At 71.1% G+C, this 16,044-nt stretch carries 14 protein-coding genes; 6 read left to right on the top strand and 8 right to left on the bottom strand.

All coding sequences use genetic code 11. The features are described 5' to 3' along the window. Positions 1-80: 80 nt before the first annotated feature. Positions 81-479, bottom strand: a complete 399-nt coding sequence (locus tag AB0B86_RS21090; protein ID WP_357419483.1) for a hypothetical protein — start codon at positions 477-479, stop codon at positions 81-83. A gap of 369 nt (positions 480-848) precedes the next feature. Here AB0B86_RS21090 and AB0B86_RS21085 point away from each other — a divergent pair, with 369 nt between their 5' ends. The 4 genes from AB0B86_RS21085 to AB0B86_RS21070 all read left to right on the top strand — a co-directional run bounded on the left by AB0B86_RS21085 (position 849) and on the right by AB0B86_RS21070 (position 5,082). Next, entirely contained in the window at positions 849-2,096 is a 1,248-nt protein-coding gene (locus AB0B86_RS21085; RefSeq protein WP_357404374.1) for a family 16 glycosylhydrolase, read from the top strand. 158 nt (positions 2,097-2,254) lie between these two features. Beyond that, complete coding sequence (locus tag AB0B86_RS21080) at positions 2,255-3,277, top strand: DUF4331 family protein (RefSeq protein WP_357419480.1); 1,023 nt, start codon at positions 2,255-2,257, stop codon at positions 3,275-3,277. A 259-nt stretch (positions 3,278-3,536) separates the two neighbouring features. Beyond that, positions 3,537-4,082 (top strand): hypothetical protein, encoded by a 546-nt coding sequence (locus AB0B86_RS21075; protein ID WP_357404378.1) that lies wholly within the window; start codon positions 3,537-3,539, stop codon positions 4,080-4,082. 52 nt (positions 4,083-4,134) lie between these two features. After that, positions 4,135-5,082 carry a hypothetical protein gene (locus AB0B86_RS21070; protein ID WP_357404380.1) on the top strand — a complete coding sequence of 316 codons (948 nt, stop codon included), beginning with the start codon at positions 4,135-4,137 and terminating at the stop codon, positions 5,080-5,082. Between the two features lie 124 nt (positions 5,083-5,206). On the opposite strand, the gene AB0B86_RS21065 is transcribed toward AB0B86_RS21070, so the two are convergent. From AB0B86_RS21065 to AB0B86_RS21055, 3 genes are all read right to left on the bottom strand, one after another. Beyond that, positions 5,207-8,212, bottom strand: coding sequence for a fibronectin type III domain-containing protein (locus AB0B86_RS21065; protein WP_357404382.1), 3,006 nt, complete (start codon positions 8,210-8,212; stop codon positions 5,207-5,209). A gap of 187 nt (positions 8,213-8,399) precedes the next feature. Beyond that, positions 8,400-8,630 (bottom strand): DUF2188 domain-containing protein, encoded by a 231-nt coding sequence (locus AB0B86_RS21060; protein ID WP_357404384.1) that lies wholly within the window; start codon positions 8,628-8,630, stop codon positions 8,400-8,402. A gap of 72 nt (positions 8,631-8,702) precedes the next feature. Next, on the bottom strand, positions 8,703-9,350 hold the full coding sequence (locus tag AB0B86_RS21055; RefSeq protein WP_357404386.1) for a M23 family metallopeptidase: 648 nt from the start codon (positions 9,348-9,350) through the stop codon (positions 8,703-8,705). 198 nt (positions 9,351-9,548) lie between these two features. Between AB0B86_RS21055 and AB0B86_RS21050 the strand changes: the two genes are divergently transcribed. Both AB0B86_RS21050 and AB0B86_RS21045 read left to right on the top strand, forming a co-directional pair. Then, positions 9,549-10,214 (top strand): hypothetical protein, encoded by a 666-nt coding sequence (locus AB0B86_RS21050; protein WP_357404388.1) that lies wholly within the window; start codon positions 9,549-9,551, stop codon positions 10,212-10,214. Between the two features lie 51 nt (positions 10,215-10,265). Further along, positions 10,266-10,847 carry a TetR family transcriptional regulator C-terminal domain-containing protein gene (locus tag AB0B86_RS21045; RefSeq protein WP_357404390.1) on the top strand — a complete coding sequence of 194 codons (582 nt, stop codon included), beginning with the start codon at positions 10,266-10,268 and terminating at the stop codon, positions 10,845-10,847. Positions 10,848-10,877: 30 nt separating this feature from the next. Here AB0B86_RS21045 and AB0B86_RS21040 read toward each other — a convergent pair whose 3' ends face one another. The 4 genes from AB0B86_RS21040 to AB0B86_RS21025 all read right to left on the bottom strand — a co-directional run bounded on the left by AB0B86_RS21040 (position 10,878) and on the right by AB0B86_RS21025 (position 15,955). Next, complete coding sequence (locus AB0B86_RS21040; protein ID WP_357419473.1) at positions 10,878-12,233, bottom strand: N-acetylmuramoyl-L-alanine amidase; 1,356 nt, start codon at positions 12,231-12,233, stop codon at positions 10,878-10,880. 64 nt (positions 12,234-12,297) lie between these two features. Next, positions 12,298-13,476 carry a peptidoglycan DD-metalloendopeptidase family protein gene (locus AB0B86_RS21035; protein WP_357419471.1) on the bottom strand — a complete coding sequence of 393 codons (1,179 nt, stop codon included), beginning with the start codon at positions 13,474-13,476 and terminating at the stop codon, positions 12,298-12,300. Between the two features lie 218 nt (positions 13,477-13,694). Further along, entirely contained in the window at positions 13,695-14,678 is a 984-nt protein-coding gene (locus AB0B86_RS21030; RefSeq protein WP_357404396.1) for a hypothetical protein, read from the bottom strand. Further along, positions 14,675-15,955, bottom strand: a complete 1,281-nt coding sequence (locus tag AB0B86_RS21025) for an MFS transporter (RefSeq protein WP_357404398.1) — start codon at positions 15,953-15,955, stop codon at positions 14,675-14,677. Before AB0B86_RS21025 ends, AB0B86_RS21030 begins: the two co-directional genes overlap by 4 nt. Positions 15,956-16,044: the final 89 nt, after the last annotated feature.

Genomic DNA, 16,044 nt, shown 5'->3' with positions numbered 1-16,044 from the left:
CTGCGCGCGGACCGTGGGGTCGGCACCGAGGCACCGTCGCCACCGCGGTCAGCGCTGTCGCCCTGGGTGGCGGAGCCGACTCAGCCGACCTGGGCCACCGGCGCCGGGCGGTGCTTGATCTCCTCCATGAACGGGAACCGGGCGGTCAGCTCGGTGACGGTCAGCCCGCCCTGCCAGGCCGCCGCCACCGTGGCGACCTGCAAGAGGTCCATCACGTCGCCGCGCGCCAGCACCTCGCCGGCCACCCGCAGGTCGATCATGAAGTAGCGGGCCTGCGATCCCAGCTTCACGCAGACCTCGCCCTGCCCGGACTGCAGCTCGGCACAGGTGAATCGGCTCCGCCCCTGCTCGGGAGCGGTGACCCGGCCGAGATCGAGCCCGTGTCGGGCGGCGGTTTCGATAAGCGCGGGGGCCAGACCACCTTGCTCGACCAGGTCCGGGTAGAGGCGCACACCCAGCGCCGTCGACGCGTCGCTCATGACTGACTCCCACTTCCTTGTGACAGAGACCAGCAGCGTGCAGGTTACGAGGAGGTTTCCCGCACGCCTCGTCATCCTGTCCCGGGTGGACGCCCCACGGCAATAGGAAAGGTCGATTCGACAGCTATCGAGTAACCCGCGCCGGCACGACGGGGCGGGCCGGACAGGCCGGTGCCGGAGGTCGTCGGGTCCAGCTCGGAGTCCGCTGCCGAACGCCGAGCCGCGCCCTTCGTCGACGGCGCGAAGGGCGTTGCGGGGGTATTGGAAAGACTCTTGACAGAAAGACACCATATCGACATACTTCTCTACAGAGAGCGCTCTCTGCCTCCGCCGCGCACCCTCCACCACTCCCCCGCCGAGGAGCCTCCCGTGTTCACAGCCCGCACCCGGTCTCGCCCCCTCGCACTCCTGGCGGTCGCCCTCGTCGCGACCACCGCGGCGCTCGTCCCGGCGCATCCCGACCGAGCCGAGGCCGCCATCGGCGCCATCAGCTGGCAGGACGAGTTCAACTCCCCGGCCGGCACCCCGGTCGACCAGAACAAGTGGCGTTTCGACATCGGCGGCGGCGGTTGGGGCAACAACGAGCGGCAGTACTACACGAGCAGCACCAGCAACGCCGTGCACGACGGCCAGGGCAACCTGGTCATCACGGCCCGCCGGGACAATCCCGGCAACTACCAGTGCCACTACGGGCGGTGCGAATACACGTCGGCACGCCTGCTGTCGGCGGCCACCTTCACCCAGACGTACGGCCGATTCGAGGCCCGGATCAAGATCCCCCGCGGCCAGGGCATCTGGCCGGCGTTCTGGATGCTCGGCACGGGCGGCGGATGGCCCGACGCCGGCGAGATCGACATCATGGAGAACATCGGCCGGGAGCCCAACACCGTGTACGGCACCGTGCACGGACCCGGCTACTCCGGCAGCGGAGGCATCACCGGCAGTCGCACCATCGGGGCGCCGCTCGCCGACGGATTCCACACCTACCGGGTGGACTGGGAGCCGAACGTGATCACCTGGTACCTGGACGGGGTCCAGTACCACCGGGTGGATCCCGCCCGGCTCGGCGGCAGCCGCTGGGTGTTCGACCACCCCTTCTTCATGATTCTCAACGTGGCGGTGGGCGGAAACTGGCCCGGCTACCCGGACGGCTCCACGCAGTTCCCGCAGCAGATGCTCGTCGACTACGTCCGGGTGTCCAGCTACACCTCCGGCGGAGGCGACCCCGGCACCGGCACCAGCCGGATCCGGGGCGCGCAGAGCGGGCGGTGCATCGACATCCCCAGCGCCAACCCGGTCGAGGGCGCCAAGTTGCAGATCTGGGACTGCAACACCACAGCGGCCCAGGCCTGGACCTTCGCCTCCGACGGGACGGTCCGCGCGATGGGCAAGTGCATGGACCCGGCCTGGGCCGGCACGGCCAACGGCACCGAGGTCAACCTGGTGAGCTGCAACGGCAACACGGCCCAACGCTTCACCCTCAACGCCGCCGGCGACCTGGTCAACCTCAACGCCAACAGGTGCGTGGACGTGCGGGACGCCAACCCGAACAACGGCGGCAAGCTGCACCTCTGGGACTGCCTTGGCGCCGCCAACCAGAAGTGGTCCCGCAACTGACAACTTGGACGCCACACACTGGGCCGGCCGAGCACACCTCGGCCGGCCCAGTGCCGTGGATGCCTCAGCCAGCCCGATTGGCTCGATGCGCACGGCGACCGACTCACGACCACTATGTTCGGATTAGTCCAAAATCCGGCAGTTCCGGGAGTGAGCTCATGTCGCACCACCTCGATACCCCCCTCGCCGCCCAGGGCGGCCAGCTCTACATCGATGACCTCTACGTCTTCGACGGCGACCGCGCCACGGTCTTCGTCATGGACGTCAACAGTTCGGTGACCAAGGCGGACATCAAGCGCGGCTTCCACGCCGAGGCACGCTACGAGATCAAGATCCATATCAACGGCGCCGAGGTGGAGGACCTGGCCTACCGGTTCGCCTTCGGCGAGCTGGACGGCGAGGCCCGGCAGGCCTTCCAGGTGTACGAACTCACCGGCGCGGACGCCCGCGACGACGCCGCGATGGGCACCCCGATCGCCCAGGGGCGAACCGGCGAGGTGACGGCCGGCAACAATGTCCGGATCTGGGCCGGGCGGATCACCGACCCCTTCTTCATCGACCTCGACGAACTCGCCACCATCAACGGCGCGGTAAAGAACGCTGCCCGGGTGGACCACTCGGCATGGCGGGCCGACCAGGCCAAGAACAGCTTCGCCGGCACCACCGTCGAGTCGATAGTCCTCGCGGTCTCCCACGACGAGCCACTGCTGCGCGACGGCACCGAGATCGGCGTGTGGTGTCGCACCATGCTGGCCACCGACGCCGGCGGATGGCGACAGATCAACCGCGCCGGCCACCCGATGATGTGGCCGATCTTCTGGCCCCACGACACCGACTTCTCCCACCCCGCCAACTTCCGGCACCCCGGCAGCGACCTCGCCGAAGGCGGCGAGGAGATCGCGAACGCGGTCGCCGGGGTCGTCAAGGCGAACGGCACCGCACCGGACCCGCAGGCGTACGGCTGGAGCGTCGCCCGGCAGCTCTACCCGGACCTGCTGTCGTACCAGGTCGGTACGGCCGCGAACTTCGGTTTCGCGGTCCGCAACGGCCGCGCCCTGGCCGACAACGCACCCGAGGTGATGTTCTCCCTGGTCCTCAACACCGGCACCACGTCCGGCCTCACCGCGGAGGTCACCCGGGCCGCCCGGTCCGCCACCTTCCCGTACGTAGTTCCAGCCTGAATCCGATCGCGGGGCTCGGCGGCCAGCACGGCGCCGAGCCCTTGTCGTGCGCGCCCTCCGACGGCCGCGAACCCGGTCCCCGGACCAGCCGGGTGCGCGATCCCGGGCAGCGCCCCCGCGGTGCCGACGATCACGGACACACGCGCAGGAGCACTGGCCGCCCCCGGGTGACGTTCGTGCCGTTCAGCTCCATATAGGCGTTTTGCGTAGTTAACCTCTGACTGCTTCCTATGGGTTCTTTCGGACAGAAGGAGAGTCGATGCGTAGAAAGATTCTCGCGGGCGTGGCCGGCGTTGCCGCCGTCTTCGCGCTCGCCGGGCCGGCCGCCGCGGACACCACTGGCGACACGATCGTGACCCTCACCGTCGACGCCGCTGGTGGCCTCTCGATCACCGTACCGGCGACGGCGAACATCGGGCACGGCGTGGAGGGCTCCACCGTCACCGGTCAGCTCGGCCCGGTGACCGTGCTGGACCAGCGCGGTTCGCTCACCCCCAACTGGACCGCCACCGTCATCTCCACCGACTTCACCACCGGCGGTGGCACCTCCGGCGAGACGATCCCGAACATCAACGTCCTGTACTGGTCCGGCCCCGCGACGGCGACCGCCGGTGGCGGCACCTTCACGCCGGGCCAGCCCACCTCGGCCCAGCAGGTGATCATCAATGTGCCCCGGACCGCGATGACCCACACCGGCGGCACCGGCAACAACTTCGCCACCTGGAACCCCACGCTGGTGGTGAATGTGCCCGTCGGCACCGTCCAGGGTGTCTACACGGGGACGGTGACACATTCGGTGGTCTGACCCGCTCGGCCGGCTGGCGCTGCTGGCCCCTGTCGCCCTCGTGGCGCTCGGGGTGCCTGCGGCGCCAGCCGCTGCCGTGCGGGAGCAGCAACGCGAGCCGGCCGACGACGCCGCGATCAGTATCCGGATGTTGGACATCCCGGCCAGTCGGGTGCGGGATCCCCGGGCCCAGGTCTACATCGTGGACCACCTCAACCCCGGGACGACGATCCACCGCCGGGTCGAGGTGCAGAACTCCTCCGGCGAGACGCAGAAGATCGAGTTCTACTCCGGTGCGGCGGCGGTCGAGCACAACACCTTCGCCGTCCCGGAGGGACGGACGGGCAACGAACTGAGCGGTTGGATCGGGCTGGAAGCCGCCGAGATGGAGCTGGACCCGGGCGAGCGGCGGCCGGTCGAGGTCGAGATCGCCGTACCGAAGAAGGCATCGAAGGGCGAGCGGTACGCGGCGATCTGGGCCCAGGTCACCAGCACGAACAGGCAAGCCGGAAACGTCACCCAGATTCACCGGGTGGGCATCCGCGTCTACCTCGACATCGGCCCGGGCGGTGAGCCGCCTACCGACTTCCGCATCGACGCGCTGGCGGCAGAACCGGGCCCCCGCGAGTTTCCGGTGGTCACCGCGAAGGTCACCAACACCGGTCAACGCGCTGTGGACATGACCGGCACGCTGTCGCTGAAGAAGGCGGCGGTCCAGGCCGGCCCGTTCACAGTGACAAACGGCGTGACGATTCTGCCCGGCCAGAGCGGCCAGGTGCGGGTCGAGGTCGACCAGGCGCTCCCGGCGGGGGTCTGGGACGTGCACGCGAAGCTCGCCAGCGGCGTCGTGGAACGCACCGCGACCGGAAAGATCGTCCTGCCGGTCGTGGCGCCGATGACGGCCTCGGCCTCCGGCGGGCCGACGTGGCTCGTCTACCCGGTCGCCGGGGTCGCCCTGCTGGTGCTGATCATCCTCGCCGGCTGGCACCTCGTCCGCCGGCGGCGCACTCGGCTGGCCTGACCGACTCAGGCGGCACAGACTGCCCGGCCGTCCCCTGAAGGGGTACGGCCGGGCAGCGACGTGTCAGCAGTCCGGACGGAACAGCCGGGCCGCCGGGCGGCGGCCGGCAGCGCCGAGGCTCCCGCTAGATGACCGAGTGCGTCACGACGGCCACGTAGTCGCCGACCACCACGGAGGGCGGGAGCGTCAACCAAACTGTGGGGTTCCAGGTCGCGGAGTTCGGGACACCGGCCCGACCGGACCATCCGGCGGCCCGCTGCGGCATGTCCAGCACCACGCCTGCCTGCGGAAGGAAGGCGCCGGCGCCGGTGGTGGCAAGCGCCGGCCCGGAGGCGTACGTGATGTTGCTGTTGGGGATGGTCTCGGCACCCGAGCCGGAACCCGTTGTGAAGTTGGTCGCCGAGACGACGCTCACCCAGTTTCCGGAGAACGGTCCCCGGTCGTCGGTCACGGTCACCGGGCCGAGCTGGCCTGCGACGCCGGTGGTGGCAGTGGTGACGGTGCCCAGTGCGGAAAGCGCCGGAACGCTGATGGACAGCCCGCCGAGCGGGGCGATGACCAGCTCGACCGGTCGGGTCGCGGCCTGGTTGAACGAGTCGGTAACCCGGACGGTGAACGGGAATGTCCCGGAGACGGTGGGTGTGCCGGAGAGCAGGCCGGTCGCCGGGTCGAGGGTCAACCCGGCCGGCAGGGTCCCGGCGCTGATCGACCAGGCGAAGGGACCCGTACCACCGGCGACCGTCAGCTGGTACCGGTACGGGTCGTACGCCCTGCCGGGCGGGGGCGGCGCGAATGTCAGCGTCGGGGACGGATTGACCGTCACCGACGCGGAGGGCACCGACTGTGGGCCGGTCCCCGCGGCGTTGGTCGCGGCCACCTGGAAGGTGTAGGTGGCGCCGCCGGTCAGCCCGGTGACGACCTGGGTGGTGCCGGTCCCGGTGAAGCTCTGCGGGGTCTGGGCCACCCCGTTGAGGTACGGCGTCACGGTGTAGCCGGTGATCGCCGAGCCGCCGTTGGCCGGGGCCGTCCAGGTCAGCGTGGCGGCGTTCGTCCCCGCGATGGCGGCGGTGATCGTCGGCGCTCCCGGCAGTGTGTACGGCACCACCGCGGCCGAGGCCGGGCTGGCCACGCCGGTGCCGAACGCGTTCACCGCCGCCACCCGGAAGGCGTAGGACGCGCCGGCGGTGAGCCCGGTCAACGTGCGGCTGGTGGTGGAGGCGTCGAACGTGAGGGTGGGCTGGGTGACGCCGTCCCGGATCGGGGTGATCAGGTAGCTGGTGATCGGGCTGCCGTTGCTCGCGGGTGCGGTCCAACTCACTGTGGCGCTGGTGATGCCCGCGACCGCCGTGGGCGTGGCCGGCGGGCCCGGCGCGGACGCGTAGACGTAGGTCGCCGAGCCGGAGGCGCCCCGGGTGACGACGCTGACGGTGACCGTCGCCGGGCTGGACCGGGCGGGCATCGAGGAGATGCCGAGTGTGCCGTCGGGATTCACCGTGAAGCAGCCGGCGCCCGGGCCGGACGTGCACGGTAGCAGCAGCACCGAGGTACCGGCCTGCTGCTCGGCGGCCGTCCCGATGGTGATCGCTGTCGCGCCGGTGAGGTTGCTGCCGCCGACGGTGACCGCGATGCCTCCGGAGATCGAGCTCAGTGCCGGGGTGACCGTGACACCGCTCGGCGCGGTGGCGGGTGCCACGGGTGTGGTGGCGGTGGAGTAACCGGGGTTCGCGTCGATTGAGGACGAGGTCGCCACGGTGGCCGTCTGGATCAGTGCCGGCGTCACTCCGGTCCCGGTCACGCTCGCGACGACGGTGATCGGTGGCAGCGAGCTTCCGCCGGCGAACGGGCCGTTGCTGTTGGTGCAGGTGATGCTCTGGCCGGACGGTGCGGCGCAGACCCAGCCGGACCCGAAGGCGGCCCGCGGCACGACTCCGGCCGGCGTGGTCTGGGTGACCGAGATCGGCGCTGTCTCGGCCGCACCGGGATCGACCCCGGCGGTGATCGAGTACGTGACCGGGTCGCCGGGCTGTGGGGTGGCTCCCACCGCGCTGGTCTGCGCCACGTTCAGGTCCGGCACCGGGTTGAAGCTGACCGCCCGGGCGTTGTCGACCTCGTGGAAGTCGGTGACCGAGCCGGTCGAGCCGACCCAGCCGAAGGCGAGTTGCCGAGGGTATCCGTTGGCGTTCAGCCAGGTCGGCGACGGATACAGGCTCGGCGACACGACCGGGAGACTGCCGGACAGGGTCCGCGCCGGTCCACCGACCGGGGTGAACCTGACCCGGTACTCGCCGGCCGGAACGGTGATGCCGGTGTCGGTGGTGAACGGCGACGCGGTGGTGTTGGCGACCACCTCGACCGGCACCACCGAGGCCGCCCGGGTGCTGGCGCGCAGCGCCAGGGCCGCCGACGAGGTGCTGGTGGCGGTGCTGTTGATCGCGCAGTAGCCGACCCCGTTGCGGCCCGGCCCGCGGATCACGACCTGGCCGGGGACCCGCCCGCCGGTGGTCGAGATGTACGGCGGGTTCGTGCAGCCGGTCCCCTGGTACGTGCTGCTGCTGAAGTTGCCGAAGACGTCAAGCCCCACGCCCAGGTAGCCGTTGGAGAGGCCAACCGACACACCGTTGAACGCTGCCGAGTAGCCCAGCGAGCCACCCGGCTGGCCGAGGGTGGACGGGGACCGCGGGTTGGCCGGGTCGACGGCGGCCAGCACGAAGGCGAGGCCGTCCGCCCCCGGGTTCGTACCGCCGTACTGGTAGGTGTTGAAGCTGACGTGCAGGCCCTGCGAGGTGGGCACGCTCACCGCGCCGAACACCCCACCCTCCCGGGTGACGGCGGCGGGGGTGAGGCGCAGTTTGCCCGCGCCGTCGGGGTCGGTGGACGTGGTGCAACTGAGCAACGGACCGGTGGTCGAGTTGCCCGCCGCGCTCAGGCAGGCCGCGTTGCTGGCTCCCGCGGCCGGTACGCCCGGCACCGCCAAAGCGCCCACGCCGTTCGCTGTGTTGTTGCGGAACGGCTGGTCGAACAGGACCGACCCGACCGCCGACGCCGAGGAGGGCGCGACCACCACGGCAGCTGCGGTCAGTGCGACCAGCAGCGCGAGCGCGGCCGGCCCGCGTCGGCCCCGTACCACCATGCCCACCCCAATCCAGCACCCACTCCAGCCCCAATTCGGACTTTATCGGACAATAGGTGTGGGTGATCCGGTATCGCGGTGAAGCGTGGGCCGACGTTCCCCTCCCGGGGTGACAGCTGACGCGGGCCCGCACCGGCCTCGTCGAGTCGACTCGATGAGGCCGGTGCGGGCCGGCGGCTGGCGGTGGTCAGCCCTCGATGTCGCGGGGGTCGCGGCTGCGGGGGTAGGTGTTCTTCTCCCCGATCGTGCCGTCCTGCTTCTTGACCACGTGTTCGACGCCGCGGTCGGCCGCCATCTCGCGGCCCTGGGCCTGCGCGTCGGTCTTCACGTCATGCGTGCTGCTGGCCCGCTCGTTGCCCTCCGCCTTGTTCTTCCACTGACCGTCCTCGTGGTACGTGTCGACGTCACCCTTGACCATGGCCGGCTCCTCCCTGCGTCCGAACTGTCTGCCCAATCAGTGCCCCGAGTCGGGCCGGACAAACCGCGCTCCTCAGGAGACGGCCGGGCAGTTGTTGCTCACCCGCCGCAGGATCTGTTCGCGCTCGTCGGTGGTGATGCCCGACGGCGTACCGTCGAAGTGGGTCTCCACCTTGGTCCGGCCGCGCCGCTGCTCGTAGTGCAGGTGCGGGGCGCCGGAGTTGCCGGTGCTGCCGAGCCGTCCGATCTGGTCGCCCTGAGCGACCCGCTGCCCCTTCTTGACAAGCGGCGGTTCGAGCAGGTGCAGGTACTGCGTCTCCCAGGTGCCGCCGTGGTCGATCTTCACCCAGTAACCGCCGCCACGACCGCGGGAGCCCTCCGGGTTGTCCGGGGTTCGGCCGCCGAGCGTCCCGTTGATGCCCGCCACGGTGACCGTGCCGGCGTACGACGCGAGCACCGGCCGCCCCCACGCCTCGCCTTCGGTGGGGAACAGGTCGACGTCGTAGTCGTCGTGACCGGGGTAGGTGCTCAGTTGCCACGTCTCGCCGCAGGCGACCGGCAACTGGAAGAGCGGGCGCGGCCCAGCCGGTCGCAGCATCGGCACGACGATCAGTGCGATGCCGATCAGGGCCACCACCGCGACGAGCGCGATGAGGATGCGGATGGTGCGGCTGCGGGCGCGGCGGTGGGAGCGGGGCGTGGTCGGGTGGCCGGTCGTCACCGCCCCGAGGATGGCAGACGTCGACAACGCCACGGCGCCGGGTCACGCCCCACCGCAAAGTTACATTGCAGTTGCATCGTAAAAACGCTACGGTGGATTCAATGCGATCGCATTGCGATGAGAGAAGGCTCTCCGACGCGGGTCATCGCGTTGGCCGAGGCGACCGCCGACATCCACGCCCCAGCGAGAAGGACGACGATGACCGACACGACGGCACCGAACCGGGCGCGGGTCGGCCGACTGCTGCGCCGGGCCGCAGCGGCCGAGGCCGCGACGTGGCGCAGCCTGTACGTCTGGGCCCGGCGCCGCCCCCTGCCGCTGCGGCCCGGCGACGAACCATTCGGCTACCTCGGCGTGGTCAAGCCGATCCTGGGCATCTTCATCGGCCTGTCGGTAGTGGAGATCCCCATCTTCGATGTCGTCGTCACCCACGTGGTGCCCTGGCGACCGGCGCGCTGGATCGTGCTCGGCCTGGGCATCTGGGGGCTGCTCTGGATGATCGGGCTGTTCGCCAGCATGACCATCCACCCCCACGTCGTCGGTGACCACGGCCTGCGGGTGCGGCTCAGCTCGGGCATCGACATCTGGATCCCGTGGACCGACATCGAGGCCCTGCGCAAGCGTTACCGCTCGCTGCCGTCGAGCAGGTCGGTGCAGGTCGAGCAGGAGGGTGCGCGCCGGGTGGTGTCGATCTCGGTCGGCAGCCAGACCAGCATCGACGTCCTGCTGCGCCGGCCGTTGACCTTCGAGCTGGCGAAGACCGGGTCGCTGCCGATGAACGAGCTGCGACTGTACGCCGACGACCCCGACGGCCTCCTGCGCAGCGCGCGGGGCAGCCCCACGAGCAGCACCGTCAGCCGGTAGCCGTTGCCGCTGGCGGGCGGTCCGGGTCACCCCTGTGAAACGATCGAGGCCATGCCCAAGAAGGTCGATCACCAGGAGCGACGCACCCTCATCGCGGACGCGCTGATGCGGGTCGCCGCGGATCAGGGCCTGGAGGCCGTCAGCCTCCGCCACGTGGCCGCCGCGGCCGGCGTCTCCGCCGGCATGGTCCAGCACTACTTCCGCACCAAGGACGAGATGATGACGTTCGCGCTGAGCGTGGTACGCGAACGCAGCCAGCTGCGGGTCACCGAGGCGCTGGCGCGACTGGGTGAGGATCCACCGCCTCGGCTGCTGCTGCGGACGATGATCGCCGCACTGCTGCCCCTGGACGAGGGGACCCGCGACGACGGGCGGGTGGCGCTCGCGTTCCTCGCCTACACGGCGGTGCGTCCGGCCGCCGCGACCGGACTGCGCGAGGGCACCCGGCAGCTCACCGGATTCGTCGCCGGTGTGCTGCCCGAGGGCCGGGGTGAGGCCGCCGCGGCCGGCCTGCTGGCCCTCATGGAAGGGCTCGGCGTCTACCTGCTGGGTGGGCAGTACACCGCCGCGCAGGCGCTCGACGCGCTGGACGCCCAGCTCGACCTGCTCTTCGGCCCGCACCCGGCCACGTGAGCGTCAGTGGCCGGGTGCCGCACCGCGCCGTCAGCAGCGCGGCACGTTCGGGATGTACCCGTCGTAGCCGGTGAGCACGTACGCGTCGGAGACGTAACGGTTGGTGCCGATCCGGTTCCAGACGGTCGTCGTGCCGTACGGGCCGGTGACTGTGCTGCCGACGGCCTGGCAGTAGACGGCGACTGTTGCGCCGTCGGCGACCGATCCGACGATCGGGTAACCGGCGCCGGGACCGGAGCGGACGTTCAGGGTGCTCGCGCTGGTGCTGACAGTGCCGGAGCCGACACCTGTGACACCGTTGACCAACTGCAGGTAGTAGGTCCAGTTCCAGTTCGGGCCCGGGTCGGTGTGCGTCGCGCCGGGTACCTCGTTGTGCCCGATGATGTGCGCCCGGTCTTTCGGGATGCCGTACTTCGTGGCGAGGCTGCGGGTGAGTGCGGCCGAGGCGCGGTACATGGCGTCGGTGAACCAGGTCGGGTTGTCGACGTACCCTTCGTGCTCGATGCCGATCGACTGGGTGTTGTACGTCCAGTTGCCGGCGTGCCAGGCGATGTCCTTCTCCCGCACCGACTGGGTGACGGCCCCGTCAGAGGAGCGGAAGGTGTAGTGCGCGCTGGCCTGGGCGGCCGGGTTCTGGAACCAGCTGACAGCGCCGGAGTACGCGCCCTGCGTCAGGTGGATGACGATGCGGTCGATCGGGTGGCTGCCCGGTCGACTGGCCACTGTGTAGTTGCTCGTGCTGGCCGGCGCCCACGCGGCCGGCCCGTAGTCGGTGCTGAGGGTGCCGATCCCGCCGAGCACGGCGGCCTGCTCCAGGCCACCCCGCCGAGGGGTGACCGGCCGCCCGGTTACCGCCTCGCCGCGCCCGGTGAACCCGGCACGCAGCAGGTCGTAGACGGTGTCCGCGTAGAGCCGCGCGACCGACGGTTCGCTGGCGCCGCCGTACCGGGCGACCGGTCCGTACCAACCGTTCACGTCGTCGCGTGCCGCGTCGGTGAGGCCCGCCTGATCGGCGTACGAGCGCAGCACCGCCGCCGCCCCGAGGACGTTCGCCGTGGGGTCGGTCCGCAGCGCGGTCGGACTGAGCCGGGTGAGCGCGGCAGCCTCGTCCAGGGTGCGCACCCCGGGATTGCTCGCCAGATGCATCAGCCCGTGGCCGCCCGCAGCGCTCGGTGTGCTGGCGTGCATGTCCAGCCGCGACTCGGCGTACCCGAGTGCCACCAGCAGGTCACGCGGAACGTCGTACCGCTGGGCGGCGGTGTCGAACGCGACGGCCAGCGGGGCGGCCGGCGCCGGTGTCCCGCCGGGGCCGGCGACGGCCGGTGACGCGACCGCGACGACTCCGGTCAGGGCGGTGGTCAGGGCGAGCAGGGTTCGGATGGACATGAGCACTCCTTGCGGTGACTGAGGTTGGCGGCCGGTCGGCCGCCAACCTCGGCGGAAGAACTCGTCAGCACCAGCCGTTGATCGGACCGTTCACACCTGTCGACAGGTAGGCATCGGACACCCAACTGCCGTCGCTCAACCGGTTCCAGAGCGCCGTGGTGCCGTACCGCCCGGTGTGCGAGGTGCCGTTGGCGGAGCAGGAGATGGTGACGGTGGCGCCGTCGGCCACCGAGCCGAGTGAGCCGTAGCCGGTCCCGGGCCCGGCACGTCGGGTGAGCACCCCACCGCCGTTCGCATCGACAACTCCCTGGTTGAAGCCGAGCGCGCCGTAGTTGTACAGACCGCCGCCGACACCGGCCCAGGCCGACCCGTGCCGCGCCCCGCCCTGGTAGGCGGCGGCACCGTTGGCCAGCACCCACTTGCCGATGTCGTGGCCGGCGATCGGCACGTACGCGCTGTTCTGCCGGAGCCCGAAGTGGACGTGCCGGCCGTAGGCGGCGCCGCCGCAGGTCACGTCGGTGCCGGTGTTACCCAGGACGGCACCCTGGCCGACACTGGCGCCGTTGACGGAGATGCTGTTCCACAGGTGGTAGTAGTCGGTCGAATAGCCCCGGTCGTGGATGACCCGGATCCAGCCCTGACACATCGTGTACGCCGCTCCGGCCCGGGCCGCGCGGACCACCTGGTCACCACCGGCCAGGTCGACGGAGCTGTACGGCGACTCGGTTCCGCCCCAGCCGTGTGGGCCACTGGTGAGGGTCCACGTCTGGCCCACACCGAAGGGCAGGGCCATTCCGGTCCGGTAGTCGCCGCCCGCGTACATCGGGGCCGGCGTGGTGGTGAGCACGCTCTTCTCCCGACCCGTCATCAGGGGCGACCCGGCGGCCAGGTCGCCGAAGGCGGCCTCACCGTCGAAGGCGATCCGCCACCCGGCGGGCTCGGACCGGGCGATGAAGATCGACCCGGTCGGGTGGGCATCCTCCTGGCGGGGCGCGAGCGCGACGGCGGTGCCGAACGCCCACCGGCCGCTGACGCGGCTGACGGTGACCCGCGTTTCCGGCTGCGCGGCCCTGGACACCTCGGCGGTGCCGAGCAGCTTGGCGGTTACCGCCTCGGTGAGCCCGGGGGAGACGGCCGCGGAGGCGGCGCCTGGCGCTGGGGTGACGGCTGCGGAGGCGGCGCTGGGCGCGGCTCCGATCAGGCCCGTGACCATCAGCAGGGCCGCGGCTGTGCCGCCGGCCATTCGTCGACCATGCCTCATCGTGCCCTCACTTTCGCTGGGGTTTCAGGCCGCGGCGATGGAGCACCCGCGCGCACTGAGGGGTTGGGGGGTTGGCGAGGGTGAACAGGGATTACCGGCAGACCACAGAGATGGACTTGAATGTTTGCGCTGATTGTTGTGTAACAAACCGTCTAAGTCAACGCGCTCATCGAAGGTTTTCTACGGGTCGGTCCCGCGCCTCAGCCGAGCGGTGCCGGGGACTCCGCGCCCGGGATCGTCAACGTCGGCGCACCGGACCCGTCGGCCGGGACACTCCAGACGTCGGGCTGACCGTCGCTCTGGCGCAGCGTGTAGGCGAGGGTCCGGCCGTCCAGCCAGGCGGCCTGGTCGTCGACGCTGCTGGTCTCGGCCGTCGCGGTGACCCGCATGGTCGACAGGTCGAGGACCGACAGTCGCCAACCCTTCGCCGGGTCGGCATCGACCGCCTGCTTGAAGGCGATCCGGGTGCCGTCGGGCGACAGTGACGGGCACTCGACGTTCTCCGCCACCGTCTCGACCGTCCGGGCGGCGACATCACCCCGGACCAGGTAACGCCTGCCGCCGGTGGCCATTGTCGCGTAGAAGCGGTTGTCGTCGGCGGTGAAGGTGACCCCCCAGTAGTTGACGTCCGGGCTGCGGTAGCTCCGCCCGTCCCGCCTGATCGCGAACTCTTCGAGTGAGGTCACCGTGGCGCCGGTGGTGGTGTCGAGGATTCCGGTGCGGGTCGAGAAGCCGCTGGCGGTGTAGGAGTCGCCGCCGACGAACGTCGTCCAGGAGACCATCCGGCCGGAGGCCGAGACCCGGGCCCGGTTCGGCAGGCCCGGCACGTCGACCACCCGCGTCTGGCGCAGCGCCGCGTCGAGCACTACCACCTGGTACGACCAGGCGGTCTCCGGTCGCAGGCAGACACCGGTGCCGGCCGCCGCGTACACCCGTAGGCACTCCAGGCCGGAGACGGTGCGCGGCCCGGTGGGGTCGGCCGTGCCGACTGTGGACAGGTGTCGGTCGGTGAGGACCAGCAGTCGCGGGCCGGGCGCCAGGGTGACCGCCTGGTCGTCGGTGCCGGTGGGCGGGGTCCGGGCTGGTTCGGCGGCCACCGCCACGTAGCCGACGGCCACGCCGCCCAGCAGCACGGCCGAGGCGAGCACCACGCCGAGTCTCGCTCGGGTCGACAGCACGGTCATCGGGACACCCTCCGGGTGACGAGACGGGACGGGGCGTTCAGCAGGAGCAGCGTGCCGACCAGAACGCAGGCGACGGCCACGGCCGCCGCGCGGATCGCCACCTCCGGCCCCCACGCCTGCCAGCAGAGACCGAACAGGACGGAGGAGACGAGGTACGCGAGGGCCTGCCCGGTCTGCACGAGCGCGATTCCGGTGGTCCGCAGCCGGGCCGGCAGCACCGGGCCGGCGAACGCGACAAGCACCCCGTCGGTGGCGGCGTAGAACGCGCCGTACAGCACCAGGGTCAGCGCGATGAGCGGCAAACCGTCGACCGGACCGGCCAGCAGCAGGTACGTGGCACCGAGCGCGGTGTAGCCGCCGAGCACCACCGGCAGCCGGCCGATCCGGTCGGCGAGTACGCCGAGCGGGGCGGCGAGCAGCAGGTAGGCCAGGCTGGTGCCCACCGCGAGCAGCGGGAACCAGCGCAGTCCGAGATCCTCGCGGCGTTGCAGCAGCAGGTAGACGAAGCCGTCGCCGATGGTGGCCAACCCGAGCATCGCCGCGGCCAGTACGAGTCGGCCGGCCGGTCCTTTGCGCAGCAGGCCGAACGCCTCCCGGACCGAGACCGTCGGGTCGTCCGGGTTCTCCGTCGCCGGGTCGGCGGGGCGTTCCCGAACGAAGAGCACGAGCACCACGACGGCGAGCGCGGCGATGCAGAAGCTGGTGACGAACACCGCGTCGTACGACTGCCCGACGACAAGCAGGACCGCGAACGCGACGAGCGGGCCGAGGAACGCGCCCACGCTGTCCATCGCCCGGTGCACCCCGAACGCGCGGCCCAGCGCCTCCGGTGGGGTGGAGAGCGTGATCAGCGCGTCGCGTGGGGCGCTGCGCACGCCCTTGCCGAGGCGGTCGACGGCGATGACCGCGCCGATCGCCGGTATCGACCGGCCGGCGAGCAGCAGGCCGAGTTTCGCGACCGCCGAGAGGGTGTAGCCGATGCCGGCGATCAGCTTGCGCCGCCGGAACCGGTCTGCGGCGAACCCGCCCACGACCCGCAGCAGCGCTGTGGCACCGGTGTGGACGCCGTCGAGCACACCGAAGGCCACCGGGCTGAGCTGTAGGCCCAGCACCAGATAGAGCGGTAGCACGGCGGCCACCATCTCGGCGGAGATGTCGGTGATCAGGCTGACCGTGCCGAGTGCGAGGACGTTGCCGCCGACCACTGCCAGCCGGCGACGTCGTGGGCCGGACTCGGGTGGATCGGCGACCGGCCGGGAAACGGTCGAGAGGTACACGAGCATCTCCTCGGGATCGACAACTGCCGGTCAGCCATCGTCCGTACCCGTCGCGGAGGGCACAACGGACCGCGCGTGGCAGCCCGGCG

Origin of the sequence: Micromonospora sp. NPDC049047, from assembly GCF_040649135.1 — a bacterium.
GTDB lineage: Bacteria > Actinomycetota > Actinomycetes > Mycobacteriales > Micromonosporaceae > Micromonospora.
The sequence above is the reverse complement of the archived record's forward strand: the minus strand, read 5'-3'. Positions and strand labels throughout refer to the sequence as shown.